This is a genomic window from Terribacillus saccharophilus, from assembly GCF_000725365.1.
GTDB lineage: Bacteria > Bacillota > Bacilli > Bacillales > Amphibacillaceae > Terribacillus > Terribacillus saccharophilus.
Map to the genome: position 1 here is coordinate 3,164,827 of NZ_CP008876.1, position 12,133 is coordinate 3,176,959.

Genomic DNA, 12,133 nt, shown 5'->3' on the forward strand with positions numbered 1-12,133 from the left:
AAAAAAAAGAAGATGTGTAGAAGCCGGTCCGACTTTTACACATCTTCTTCTATATATTCTTGACTGCCTAATCTGATTTCTGCCTGTGCATTCGTCATATCTGTAACATATGCTTGGAATTCTTCTTCCTGTCCGGATTGGAATGCGGCATGAAGCACGACACGGTCAGCGTAATCAATATTACGCAATGTATAGGCAGATTGCCGCAGCTCATTTTCGACTTTTCCGAGTAATGTATAATCGATATGAATTTCCGCCAGCTGCATGAGCTGCCGTTTTACAACACCGATTTCGTCAATTGATTGCGATGCAGACCCAGAATAAGCGCGGATTAAACCGCCTGCTCCAAGCTTGATGCCGCCAAAATACCTTGTGACGACCACAGCAGTATCCTTCAAGCCCTTCTTTTTCAATACTTCCAAAATCGGCACTCCAGCAGTTCCGCTTGGTTCACCATCATCGCTGGCTTTTTGAATCAAGTCGTGTTCGCCGATCATATAAGCTGAGCAGTTATGGGTGGCGTCTTTATGTTCTTTCTTGATTTTTTGAACAAAATTGATTGCTTCTTCTTCTGTCTCAACGCGCTTCACATGACCGATAAAACGGGATTTTTGAATGACAATTTCGTGTGAACCTTCCGTTTTTACGGTAAAATAAGTTGTAAGCATCTTGCATTTTACCTCCTTGAGCACTCATTATATAAAGATAGCAGAAAACATGACGAATTACATAGAAAAGTATCCCGCAAACCCCATAAAGCAGTTGGGTAATTCGAATGATATAGCATACAAGATTGGAGAAATGAAATGGGTAAAAAAATCGAAGACAAAGCGCTCGACCGGATCATCAATGAAATGGTGGAAGCTGTCGAGAACAGCAAGGATGAGATTTTTTACATAGGGGAAGAGTCGCGCATGGAATATGAGCAGCTTCTCGCTGATCTGCAGCTCACGAAAGAAAAAGTGGGCGATATGATCAAGGAAGGTGATCAGCTGGAACAGAAGGTCCGCTATTCCAAGATGCGCTTGTCCGATGTGAGCCGTGATTTTGATCGCTACTCGGAAGAAGAGATCCGGGAAGTGTACGAGCAGACCCATAAGCTGCAAATTGAGCTGCGCATGTCACGTGAAAAGGAAAAGCTCCTGCGGGAACGCCGTGATGAGATCCAGCGTCGATTGCAGGGGCTGGAACTGAAAATGAAGCGTGCGGAAGGTCTTGTAGGTAAGATTAGCGTTGTCCTCAATTATCTGAATGATGACTTCAAGCAAGTTTCCCAGCTTATTATTGATGCGAAGGAAAAACAGGAATTCGGATTAAAAATCATCGAAGCGCAAGAGGAAGAACGCCGCAGACTCTCCAGGGAAATGCATGACGGCCCTGCTCAAATGCTGGCGAATATCCTGCTCAGATCCGAACTTGTTGACCGTACCTTCCGGGAAAGAAGTACAGAGGAAGCGCTGCTTGAGATTCAGAATATGCGTAAGATGGTCCGTAGCTCGCTGTACGAAGTGCGCCGCATCATTTATGACCTACGCCCGATGGCGCTGGATGATCTTGGTTTGCTGCCTACAATAAGGAAGTATTTGGCCAATATCGAAGAATTCAATAATATCCATATTGATTTCACAGCACTGAAGGCAGAAAAACGTCTAGATCCGAAGTATGAGGTGGCTTTGTTCCGTCTTACGCAGGAAGCAGTCCAAAATGCGGTCAAGCATGCAGAGCCAAGCACAATCAAGGTTCGCCTTGAAGTTATGCAGGAGTTGGTTGTTATCAGCATCATTGATGATGGCAAGGGCTTTGACGTTACGGTGAAGAAGGAAAACTCCTTTGGAATCATCGGAATGCGAGAGCGTGTCGAGATGCTAGATGGTACCATTGCCTTCCATTCCGAAATTGGAAAAGGGACTCGAGTCCTAATCAAGGTACCGCTTACAGAGGGATAAAAAGAAGGATTTCAGTGGCGATAATCAGGTAATTATGCTTATAATTAGATGCATGCATTAATGTCAACCGCTTAGACGGGACTTGTTAACGCACTTATATTGACAATTTACTCATAATTTCTTAAAACATGCAGCAAAAGATGAAAAATAACAAGAACTTGTAGGAGGAGCGAACCATATGAGTACTGGAATATTATTGATTGACGACCATAAGCTATTTCGAGAGGGTGTCAAACGGATCCTGGAATTCGAACCAGCTTTCCAGGTTGTAGCAGAAGGAGACGACGGTTCAGAGGCACTTGAGCTAGTTGAAAAGTTTAATCCTGACGTTGTTCTTATGGATATTAATATGCCGACTACGAACGGTGTACAAGCAACAGCAGACTTGATCAAGCACCGTCCAGATATCAATGTTATCATCCTTTCTATCCATGATGATGAAAACTATGTGACACATGCTTTGAAAACAGGCGCACAAGGCTACCTGCTGAAAGAAATGGATGCAGATTCTTTGATTGATGCTATTAAGGTCGTTAGTGAAGGCGGATCCTATTTGCATCCGAAAGTCACTCACAATCTTGTAAAGGAATACCGACGCCTTTCAGAAGAAAGCAATTCTTCCATTTCCAGCAAAATCGGCGAACACCGTCGTCCTTTGCATTTGCTTACACGCAGAGAATGTGAAGTACTGCAGCTGCTTGCTGACGGTAAGAGCAACCGCGGCGTAGCAGAAGCATTATATATCAGTGAAAAAACAGTAAAGAACCACGTTAGTAATATCTTGCAGAAAATGAATGTTAATGACCGTACGCAGGCAGTTGTAACAGCAATCCGCAACGGCTGGGTCGAAGTATTATAAGTTGAAAGTCCGGGTGATAAGCCCGGACTTTTTTTGTTTTTCTACTAAAGGATGGGGCGAAATTCGCTCTTTTTAGCAGGTAATCTCTAAATCTTTCCTTACTCACATGAGTTGAAATTCCTAAATGAATGATGCAAAAAGGACAGGCATAGGGTAAGATAGAGGCAGAAAAGATTAGATAAAAAGCAGAAAAACATAAGGGAGACCGATAGCATGAACATTGCTGTGATGACAGATAGTACAGCATATCTTACGCCAGAACAGCGAGAAGCGTTTGACATACATATGATCCCGTTGCAGGTTGTTTTCGACGATGCAACTTATGAAGAAGAAGTGGATATTACCGCTTCGGAATTTTATGAGAAGGTCAAGCAGCAGAAGACATTGCCTAAAACGTCGCAGCCAGTGGTCGGCAAAGTAATCGAGAAACTAGAGGAGCTGAGCCAATCCTACGATGCCGTTATTAGTGTGCATCTTTCCAGCGGTATTAGCGGTACGTACCAATCTATGGTTGCTGCTAATGATATGGTCGAAGGAATTGAAGTATATGCGTATGATTCCGAACTGAGCTGTATGGCTCAGGGCTACTATGCTTTGGAAGCTGCTCGTATGGTGAAGCAAGGCGCTAGCGTGGAAGAAATTCTTAAGCGAATGGATGAAATGAAAGAAACGATGATTGCATACTTCATCGTTGATGATTTATCCAATTTGCAGCGCGGAGGACGCTTGAATGGGGCACAAGCCATTATCGGCAGTTTGCTCCAGGTGAAACCAGTTCTCCATTTTGAGGATAAAAAGATTGTACCGTTTGAAAAGATTCGTACGAAGAAGAAAGCTATCAGCCGAATCAAAGCATTGTTAGCGGAGCAAGCGGCAGATGGTGCGAAAATGAAGGCATGCTTACTTCATGGCAACCGACCTGAAGAAGCAGAAATTCTGCGTCAAGAACTGGCAGCTGAATTTCCGAATGTAGAAGTGGAAATTTCTTATTTCGGTCCCGTTATCGCCACTCATCTTGGGGAAGGTGCAATTGGACTTTTGTGGTACAAGGTTTAAAGGGGAGAGAATTTCTCTCCCTTTTTTATAGAAAGGAGCGAGTGCATGGAACTTGATCCAAAACGCTATGCTGGCAAGCGATTATTACGCCGTGAAATACCCCTCTCAACAACTGCCCTCCGAGAAGCTCTCCAACACCAATACTTCAAACAGATTCCAACACTACGAAAAGAAAAAAACATTCTGTATTGCAATCGATGCAATGCTACCCAGCCTCATTTGCAAAATATTAACTGTCAAAATTGTGGAAGCACACATCTGTATTGCCGAAACTGCATCCAGATGGGCAGAGTGAGTTATTGTGAGTTTTTCTATGAATGGGCCGGTCCAAATCCTGATTGGCACATTCACAATAATCCTTGTGCATGGGAAGGAGAACTGACCAAACATCAGCAGATTGCGGCAGATGCAATCGATCAGACGATGAAGCAGAATGGAAAGCTACTGGTACATGCCGTTTGCGGAGCAGGGAAGACGGAGATGCTCTTCCAAGGAATTGCAACTTCTCTTCAGCAAGGCAAAAGAATTTGTCTCGCAACACCGCGAGCTGATGTTGTCCGGGAATTGCTGCCGCGATTTCAGCAGGCTTTCCCGACAGTCACCGTTCAAGCATTGTACGGCGGCAGTCCGGATAAAACCGGTGACGGTCAGCTTATTCTGGCAACCACACACCAGCTGCTGCGATTTTATCACGCTTTTGATGTACTCATAATTGATGAAATCGATGCTTTTCCATTTCATGCAGATCCGATGCTCCATGTCGCTTCGGAAAAAGCTAAGAAACAGACATGTGCCTCCATCTTCCTCACCGCAACACCAAGGCAAAAAGAAAAGCGGCAAATCGCCGCTAAAACCCTCCCGCATGTTTTCGTTCCCGTAAGGTTTCATGGACAGCCTCTTCCAGTACCTGCTTCAAAGCTCTGCTTTGGTCTGCATAAGCAATTGCGAAAAGGAACTCTTCCAAAAGGATTGCTGCGTTGGCTCAATAATCGAAGAAATCCGATTAGGCAGGTACTTATCTTCCTCCCTACCGTTGTGCTTGCTGATAGACTGCAAGAAGAAGCAATAGAAGTGCTGCTTCCATTTGCACATAAGATCCTTCCAAAAAGAGAAGCCGAAACACTAATCAGAACCGTCCATGCTGCCGATAAAGACAGAGAGGCAAAAGTGCAGGCGTTCCGAAATCGGGAAACAGCCATTATTTTAACGACGACGATTCTTGAGCGGGGTGTCACGTTTCCTTCTGTAGATGTGGCAATTTTGGATGCTGCTCATGATGTGTTTGATGAGGCGGCATTGGTGCAGATTGCTGGTCGCGCTGGCAGAAGTCCGGCCGATCCGACGGGAGAGGTCATCTTTTTCCATGAAGGAAGAAGTGACGCTATGGATAAAGCAGTTCGGGCCATTCAAGTTATGAATCGAAGGGCAAAGCGTCTATGAACCTCTGTATAGGATGCGGAGAATCGTATACTTCCCGTCCGAGCTGGTCCACTTTCTTTTGGTCGGAGCGGATTTCATTTCTTTGTAAGGATTGCGAAGGGTCTTTTCAAAGACTGAAGGAGTCAGGTTGCCCAAGTTGCATGAAGCAGACCGGTTCTAGTATTTGTTCGGATTGTCTGGAGTGGGAGAAAACGAGCTATCAGGGTGTACTGGAGAAGAATGTTTCTTTGTACAGCTATGAGCCATTTATGCAAGATTATATAGCAAGATGGAAATACCGCGGCGATTATGTGCTTGGTAAAGTTTTTGAAGTAGAATTTCAGAAACTCTATTATCAGCATTTCCAGGATACTAAGTATGAGGTTGTTCCTATTCCGTTAAGTGCAGAACGGATGGCGGAAAGAGGCTTTAACCAAGCTGGAGAGTTAGCAGCTTTTACACGGGCCAAGCGGAAAGATGTACTAGGAAGAAAGCACGGAGAGAAGCAATCAAAGCGTAGCCGATTGCACAGGCTGACTGCAGAAAATCCTTTTCAATTGTTAGTTGAGCCGCCCAAATACGCTGTGTTGATCGATGATATTTATACAACAGGCGCAACGCTAAGGCATGCTGCTCAGGTATTGCAGGAAAATGGTACCGATTTTGTGGCTGCCTGTACGCTAATTAGGGGGTAACTTTCCCATATGCCAAATGTCGCGTAAACCGCAGGATTGCCACATTAGCATGCTATAATTATACTAAACAGGTCACCAATGAGTGTACCTATTATACTAGGAGGAGGGCGTTAGCCTATGTTAGAACTAGCAAATTGCGTCCGCTGCGGAAGCGTATTCGCACGAGATTACCGAGATATTTGTCCGAATTGCCATCGAGAGGAAGAGCGTTCTTTTCAAATGGTACATCAATATCTGCGCAAACGTGAAAATCGCCAAGCAACCATCCAGCAAATTACGGAAGTAACAACAGTACCAGAATCATTGATCATTAAATTTGTCCGCGAAAAACGACTGCAGCCAAGTCAATTCCCGATGCTATCTTATTCCTGTCGTAACTGTTCCAATCAGATTACAGAAGGTGAGATCTGTACAGATTGCAAAGACCAAATGCGTAAAGACTTGGATATTGCCCGCGAATTGGATGATAAACGGGTAGCTGCCGGTGTTAAAGAGCAGCGTGTCTATTACAATGCAGACCGTTCTGCGAAATAATTCGTTAAATCGCTTAACATTTCCCCGATGTTGACCGATACTATCTGTAAGAGTGTTAAGAAGTTGGAAAGGGGTGTAGATCTTTGAAAATTCAAGGTCCGAACCAATCCGGTTTCAATCCGTACACAAAACAGCTCAAGCAGCAAGCTGATTTGCAAAAAGCAAGTCAGCGCCAGGATAAGCTGGAAATTTCCCCGGAGGCGAAACGTCTTCAGGAAGGCGACAAAATCCAGGCTAGCCGTCAGAGCCATGTGGAACAGATAAAAGCCGCAGTACAAAATGGCGAATATAAAGTCGATGCAGAGAAAACCGCTAAGAAAATGATGGATTTTTGGTCATAAGACCAAGGAGGAGCAACCATGGCTTTACAAGCTTTACAAGCTTTATTAGAAACGATTGAAAAACTGCATAAATTGCATCGGAGTCTACTGGAAATCAGCAAGCGGAAATCCGATCATTTGAAGGCAAATGATATGGACGGTCTGCAAAAGCAGCTGCTTGCAGAGAAGAAGCATGTGCAAGCAGTAGCCCAACTCGAGAAATTGCGAATCAAGCAAACTGAAGCATATGCTGTTGCTTCTGGGCTTCCGGTACCGTCGACTGTTTCTGAGCTTTTGGAACAGATCACAGATCAAAAGTTAGCGCTTCGGTTTGAACACGAACTGATCGGCCTTACTGAGACGGTGACAGAGCTCAAGAAGCAGGAAGCGCTCAATCAGCAGCTGCTGGAGCAATCGATGCAATTTCTGCAGATTTCATTGGATATGCTTGCTCCCTCCATTCAGTCATTGAATTACGGTACACCTAATCAAGATCAGCAGCGACCACAGAATCGCACCTTATTTGACTCCAAAGCATAACACAGATACGGAAAAGCTATCGGTAAAAGGGGAATATACATGGGATCAACATTCCAAGGATTAGAAATCGCCCGCTCTGCGCTTTATGCGCAGCAGACGGCGTTATATACGACAAGCAATAATATTGCAAATGCAAATACAGAAGGCTACACAAGACAGCGCGTTAACTTCGAACAAATCTCCCCATATCCAGCCGCAGGACGTAACCGTCCAGAAGTAGTCGGACAGCAGGGAACAGGTGTCCAAGCAGGTTCGATTGAACGAATCCGCAACAGCTACTTGGATGCGCAATACCGTTCGCAGACTGGTACGGCTGCTTATTGGAGTATGAAATCAGAAGCACTAAACCGTATGGAAGGCGTCATTAATGAGCCATCCGATACTGGATTGTCCGCAGTATTAGATGATTTCTGGAGCTCCTTACAGGACCTCTCTTCTACACCGGAAGAATCCGGAGCGCGTTCTGTAGCCTTACAAAAAGGACAGGCAGTTGCAGAGACATTTAATTATATCTCTGACAGCCTGACCAATGTCCGAGGCGATCTTCGTGATCAAATTGATAATGTATCCGTGAAAAGCATCAACTCTTATATGAATCAAATCAATGAATTGAACAAACAGATCGCCGAGATGGAGCCACACGGCATGGTAACAAATGATCTGTATGATAAACGAGATGTACTGATTGATGAGCTATCATCAATGGTCAACATTAAAGTAGAATACCAGGAATCAGGCGGTCATGCTCCGACAGCAGCACAAGGTATAGCTAAGATTACTTTGGTGGACGATCAAGGTGCTGCACAAGCAGTGTTGGTTGATCCAGATTCAAAGACATATCAGCCATTGTCCATTCAGTATGGCCAAGATGAAAACGGCATGGAAGCTGTTGAGAGTATCACATTTGGAGATACAGAGATTTCGGTAGAGAACTTTACATCTAAAGGTGAACTTAAAGGACTTATAGATTCTTATGGCTATCTGGAAGACGGTGCTGTTAAAGGTACCTATCCGGAAATGATGAAGAACCTTGATAAAATGGCGTTCAGCTTTGCTCAGGCGATGAATGCTGTACAGCAAACTGGCTATACGAAAGATGGCACAGTGTCTGGAATTGATTTCTTTGATGCTGGTGGGTCTGAGTATGGTGCAGCAGCAAAAATTAGCTTGTCGGCTGCTATTGAAGGCAAGCCTGACCTAATTGCAGCAAGTGCAGACGGTACTTCCGGTAATGGTGAAAACGCCAAGAAGCTTTCAGAAGCAATGCGTTCACCTTTAGCAGGACTAGGCAACACTTCTGTCAGCAGCTTTTATGAAGGTATGATCGGGACATTAGGAGTAAATGCACAGGAAGCGAAGAGACAAGCAACGAACTCTACTTCATTAGTAGATCAAGCTGATTTGCAGCGCCAATCTGTTTCCAGCGTGTCACTCGATGAAGAAATGACTAATATGATCAAGTTCCAGCATGCTTATAATGCTGCAGCCCGCAGCATGACAGCCGTGGACGAAATGCTCGATACAATTATTAATAACATGGGATTAGTAGGGAGGTAAGTAAGACATGCGTATAACACAAAGTATGATGTCTAACAGTATGCTGCGTAACCTGAGTAATAGCTACAGTGACTTGAATAAGTATTCCGAACAGCTATCTTCTGGAAAGAAAATCACAAAGCCTTCCGATGACCCGGTGGTTGCTACGAAGGGTATGGGTTATCGTACTGAGGTTCGTGATGTTGCACAATACAAGCGGAATTTATCAGAGGCACAGAGTTGGATTGATAACTCTGATTCCGCTTTAAGCAATGCTACTAGTGCTCTTCAACGACTACGTGAACTGGCTGTCCAAGCAAGTAATGGTACTTATGAAGAGGGACAGCGCGGTAATATTGCAGAGGAAGTTGATCAACTGAAAGAACAACTGGCGACAGTTGCAAATACACAGGTGAATGAGAAATATATCTTTAATGGATCCACCACTAATACTGCTCCAGTTACAATTAATGACGATGGAAGCACTACTGTAGATTTCAATTCTAATGCTGTTAATCTGACGTTATCCAAAGGTGTTGATGTAAAGATCAATGTCGATGGTGGTGCAGTATTCGGAAATAAATTATTCGATGACTTGAATAATTTCTCTGCAGCACTTCGTTCTGATGGTTCTGATGAAGACTTAGATCAGTATATCGGGCTTATTGACGAGAATATCAACAATCTTGTCAACGAAAGAGCTGATATAGGTGCTCGGATGAATCGTATGGATCTTGTTGAATCCCGCTTAGGTGATCAGGAGCTTTCAGCGACAGAATTGATGTCCAATAATGAAGATGCCGAAATGGAAGAAGTTATTATGAACCTTACTTCCCAAGAAGCAGTTCACCGTGCAGCGATGTCAGCTGGCGCACGAATTATTCAACCAACCCTTATGGACTTCCTACGATAAAAATAGATAAAGCTCTGCCAGTTGGCGGAGCTTTTTGTGTAGAAAGGAGTAATATTTATGCAAATGCCACAGGTACGATTACAGTCCCAGCAAGCTAAGATAAGCCTTAATACGACAGATGCTTCCGTGAATATTCAACAGCCAGAAGCAGAGCAAACCATCCGCCAGCCGAAAGCGGAAATCACAATGCATACGACACCATCAAAGCTTACTATTGATCAGACACAAGCTTGGAATGATATGGACTTGAAATCTGTTTTTAAGCGGACAGAGGATTTTGCTAACCTTGGTAAGAAATCAAATTTGGAGGGCATAGCGCGTCGGGTTCAGGAAGGCAAAGAAATGATGGAAATTGAAAAGGGAGGCGATCCAATAGTTGCCCAAGCGAAACGAATAGATGAAAGGAAATTGAAAGATTTTGCTATTGGGTGGATTCCATCCCGTTTTTCTGTAAAAATCGATTACAAGCCATCTAATTTGGAAATTGATGTGAATATCAATGCTCCGGAAATAAAGAATACCCCAAATAAGCCGCAGATTGCTTATGAACGCGGACAAGTGGATACAGGTATCATGCAATATCAGTCTCTTAAGGTAGACTTTGAAAACTTGAAATTCTATGGCGTTAATGGTTTCGAACTTAATATATAAGGAGTTTAAAAATGAATATTGAAACAAAATATTTTGGAAGTATGTTAGTAGATGAGAATAAAGTGATTCATTTCGTTAAAGGCCTACCGGGATTCCAGGATGAAAAGAAGTTTGTATTGATAGATTTTCCTGACAACCCTTTATTTCAAATTTTGCAAAGTACTGTAACAGCCTACGTTGCATTTGTAGTAGCTAGCCCATACCATTTCCGTGAAGAATATACATTCAATTTGGGAGAACAAACTAAAGAAGAGCTGGCAATCACAACAGCAGATCATGTGAAGGTTTTATCTATACTGACGTTACGGAAACCTTTTGAAAAGAGCACAATTAATTTACAAGCTCCAATTATTATTAATGTTGATGCATTAAAAGCGCAGCAAATCATTCTTACAGATAACTTTTCCGCGCGCACACCTTTGCAAACTGAGAAAGCGAGGGTGGAATAATGCTTGTTCTGACAAGGAAGGTTGGAGAGTCAGTTAAAATCGGTGATGATATCGAATTGAAAGTTCTTAGCATTGATGGTGAACAGATCAAGATTGGTATCGATGCTCCAAAAGAGATTGCCATACATCGGAAAGAAGTCTATCTGGCAATTGAACAAGAAAATAGTGCAGCTGCTGATACTTCTTTGGATTTACTTAATTTTTTAAAAAAAGAATAAAGAAAAAGCTAAACATATGGTGAAATCCTCCGATATAAATAGTACAGCAAAGGTAAGCGCGGGCGGCCGACCGCTGCAAACCAGTGAAACCACAAGGATGTGGGCTGTACTTACACTCAAGGAGGAATTTTAAAATGAGAATCAATCATAATATCGCTGCTCTTAACACTTACAACAAACTAAGTGCTAACTCATCTGCAACACAAGGATCTTTGGAGAAACTTTCTTCAGGTCTTAAAATCAACAAAGCTGGAGACGATGCTGCAGGTCTAGCAATCTCCGAAAAAATGCGCGGACAGATCCGTGGTTTAGACATGGCTTCTAAAAACGCACAAGATGGTATCTCTTTGATCCAAACTGCTGAGGGTGCTTTGAACGAAACTCACTCTATCCTACAGCGTATGCGTGAATTAGCTACACAGTCTTCCAACGACACAAACACTGATGATGATCGTGCAGAACTTCAAAAAGAAGTCGATCAGTTGGCTCAGGAAATCACTCGTATCTCTACAGATACTGAATTTAACACGAAGAAACTAATCAACGGTGACATCGATTCTGCTGATGCTGGAACTGCTCTAACATTCCACATTGGTGCTAACAAAGATCAGAATATCACTCTTGACATTAAAGACATGGGCGCTTCTGCACTAGGTGTTGAAGGTGCTTCAACAACTGAAGGTATTAACATCTCTTCTCAAAGTGATGCTAATGCTGCAATCGATACAATTAATACAGCGATCTCTACAGTATCTGCTGAGCGTTCTAAACTTGGTGCTTACCAAAACCGTTTGGATCACACAATCAACAACTTGCAAACATCTTCAGAAAACCTAACAGCATCTGAATCTCGTATTCGTGACGTTGACATGGCTTCTGAAATGATGGAATTCACTAAGAACAATATCCTTTCTCAAGCTGCACAGTCTATGCTTGCACAAGCTAACCAGCAGCCACAAGGTGTATTGCAACTTCTTCAGTAATTTCATTATAGGCG

15 protein-coding genes are annotated in these 12,133 nt (G+C 43.3%); 14 read left to right on the plus strand and 1 reads right to left on the minus strand.

Annotated elements, in window-relative coordinates:
• Positions 1-35 precede the first annotated feature (35 nt).
• Entirely contained in the window at positions 36-668 is a 633-nt protein-coding gene (locus tag GZ22_RS15725) for a YigZ family protein (protein ID WP_038564502.1), read from the minus strand.
• A gap of 138 nt (positions 669-806) precedes the next feature.
• Between GZ22_RS15725 and GZ22_RS15730 the strand changes: the two genes are divergently transcribed.
• The 14 genes from GZ22_RS15730 to hag all read left to right on the plus strand — a co-directional run bounded on the left by GZ22_RS15730 (position 807) and on the right by hag (position 12,119).
• Positions 807-1,946 (plus strand): sensor histidine kinase, encoded by a 1,140-nt coding sequence (locus GZ22_RS15730; RefSeq protein WP_038564505.1) that lies wholly within the window; start codon positions 807-809, stop codon positions 1,944-1,946.
• A gap of 178 nt (positions 1,947-2,124) precedes the next feature.
• Positions 2,125-2,805 (plus strand): response regulator, encoded by a 681-nt coding sequence (locus tag GZ22_RS15735; protein WP_038564508.1) that lies wholly within the window; start codon positions 2,125-2,127, stop codon positions 2,803-2,805.
• A 213-nt stretch (positions 2,806-3,018) separates the two neighbouring features.
• Positions 3,019-3,861 (plus strand): DegV family protein, encoded by an 843-nt coding sequence (locus GZ22_RS15740; protein ID WP_038564512.1) that lies wholly within the window; start codon positions 3,019-3,021, stop codon positions 3,859-3,861.
• Positions 3,862-3,906: 45 nt separating this feature from the next.
• Positions 3,907-5,301: an ATP-dependent helicase ComFA gene (locus GZ22_RS15745; protein WP_038564515.1), complete on the plus strand. Its 1,395-nt coding sequence runs from the start codon at positions 3,907-3,909 to the stop codon at positions 5,299-5,301.
• Positions 5,302-5,441: 140 nt separating this feature from the next.
• Positions 5,442-5,975 carry a ComF family protein gene (locus tag GZ22_RS15750; RefSeq protein WP_051748367.1) on the plus strand — a complete coding sequence of 178 codons (534 nt, stop codon included), beginning with the start codon at positions 5,442-5,444 and terminating at the stop codon, positions 5,973-5,975.
• Positions 5,976-6,092: 117 nt separating this feature from the next.
• Complete coding sequence (locus GZ22_RS15755) at positions 6,093-6,509, plus strand: TIGR03826 family flagellar region protein (RefSeq protein WP_038564520.1); 417 nt, start codon at positions 6,093-6,095, stop codon at positions 6,507-6,509.
• Between the two features lie 83 nt (positions 6,510-6,592).
• Positions 6,593-6,850, plus strand: coding sequence for a flagellar biosynthesis anti-sigma factor FlgM (gene flgM / locus GZ22_RS15760; RefSeq protein ID WP_038564523.1), 258 nt, complete (start codon positions 6,593-6,595; stop codon positions 6,848-6,850).
• A gap of 18 nt (positions 6,851-6,868) precedes the next feature.
• Entirely contained in the window at positions 6,869-7,369 is a 501-nt protein-coding gene (locus tag GZ22_RS15765; RefSeq protein ID WP_038564525.1) for a flagellar protein FlgN, read from the plus strand.
• A 39-nt stretch (positions 7,370-7,408) separates the two neighbouring features.
• Entirely contained in the window at positions 7,409-8,926 is a 1,518-nt protein-coding gene (gene flgK, locus GZ22_RS15770) for a flagellar hook-associated protein FlgK (RefSeq protein ID WP_038564526.1), read from the plus strand.
• A gap of 7 nt (positions 8,927-8,933) precedes the next feature.
• Positions 8,934-9,818, plus strand: a complete 885-nt coding sequence (gene flgL / locus GZ22_RS15775) for a flagellar hook-associated protein FlgL (protein WP_038564528.1) — start codon at positions 8,934-8,936, stop codon at positions 9,816-9,818.
• Positions 9,819-9,875: 57 nt separating this feature from the next.
• Positions 9,876-10,469, plus strand: coding sequence for a DUF6470 family protein (locus GZ22_RS15780; RefSeq protein ID WP_038564531.1), 594 nt, complete (start codon positions 9,876-9,878; stop codon positions 10,467-10,469).
• Between the two features lie 11 nt (positions 10,470-10,480).
• Entirely contained in the window at positions 10,481-10,918 is a 438-nt protein-coding gene (gene fliW / locus GZ22_RS15785) for a flagellar assembly protein FliW (RefSeq protein WP_038564532.1), read from the plus strand.
• Positions 10,918-11,136, plus strand: coding sequence for a carbon storage regulator CsrA (gene csrA, locus GZ22_RS15790; protein ID WP_038564533.1), 219 nt, complete (start codon positions 10,918-10,920; stop codon positions 11,134-11,136). The genes fliW and csrA overlap by 1 nt, the downstream gene beginning before the upstream one ends.
• 134 nt (positions 11,137-11,270) lie before the next feature.
• Complete coding sequence (gene hag, locus GZ22_RS15795; protein WP_038564534.1) at positions 11,271-12,119, plus strand: flagellin Hag; 849 nt, start codon at positions 11,271-11,273, stop codon at positions 12,117-12,119.
• Positions 12,120-12,133: the final 14 nt, after the last annotated feature.

What these genes read in the sequence shown, in the direction of transcription:
- GZ22_RS15725 (WP_038564502.1), bottom strand. Translation starts at nt 668, where the DNA reads ATGCTTACAACTTATTTTACCGTAAAAACGGAAGGTTCACACGAAATT.
- GZ22_RS15730 (WP_038564505.1), top strand. Translation starts at nt 807, where the DNA reads ATGGGTAAAAAAATCGAAGACAAAGCGCTCGACCGGATCATCAATGAA.
- GZ22_RS15735 (WP_038564508.1), top strand. Translation starts at nt 2,125, where the DNA reads ATGAGTACTGGAATATTATTGATTGACGACCATAAGCTATTTCGAGAG.
- GZ22_RS15740 (WP_038564512.1), top strand. Translation starts at nt 3,019, where the DNA reads ATGAACATTGCTGTGATGACAGATAGTACAGCATATCTTACGCCAGAA.
- GZ22_RS15745 (WP_038564515.1), top strand. Translation starts at nt 3,907, where the DNA reads ATGGAACTTGATCCAAAACGCTATGCTGGCAAGCGATTATTACGCCGT.
- GZ22_RS15750 (WP_051748367.1), top strand. Translation starts at nt 5,442, where the DNA reads ATGAAGCAGACCGGTTCTAGTATTTGTTCGGATTGTCTGGAGTGGGAG.
- GZ22_RS15755 (WP_038564520.1), top strand. Translation starts at nt 6,093, where the DNA reads ATGTTAGAACTAGCAAATTGCGTCCGCTGCGGAAGCGTATTCGCACGA.
- GZ22_RS15765 (WP_038564525.1), top strand. Translation starts at nt 6,869, where the DNA reads ATGGCTTTACAAGCTTTACAAGCTTTATTAGAAACGATTGAAAAACTG.
- flgK (WP_038564526.1), top strand. Translation starts at nt 7,409, where the DNA reads ATGGGATCAACATTCCAAGGATTAGAAATCGCCCGCTCTGCGCTTTAT.
- flgL (WP_038564528.1), top strand. Translation starts at nt 8,934, where the DNA reads ATGCGTATAACACAAAGTATGATGTCTAACAGTATGCTGCGTAACCTG.
- GZ22_RS15780 (WP_038564531.1), top strand. Translation starts at nt 9,876, where the DNA reads ATGCAAATGCCACAGGTACGATTACAGTCCCAGCAAGCTAAGATAAGC.
- fliW (WP_038564532.1), top strand. Translation starts at nt 10,481, where the DNA reads ATGAATATTGAAACAAAATATTTTGGAAGTATGTTAGTAGATGAGAAT.
- csrA (WP_038564533.1), top strand. Translation starts at nt 10,918, where the DNA reads ATGCTTGTTCTGACAAGGAAGGTTGGAGAGTCAGTTAAAATCGGTGAT.
- hag (WP_038564534.1), top strand. Translation starts at nt 11,271, where the DNA reads ATGAGAATCAATCATAATATCGCTGCTCTTAACACTTACAACAAACTA.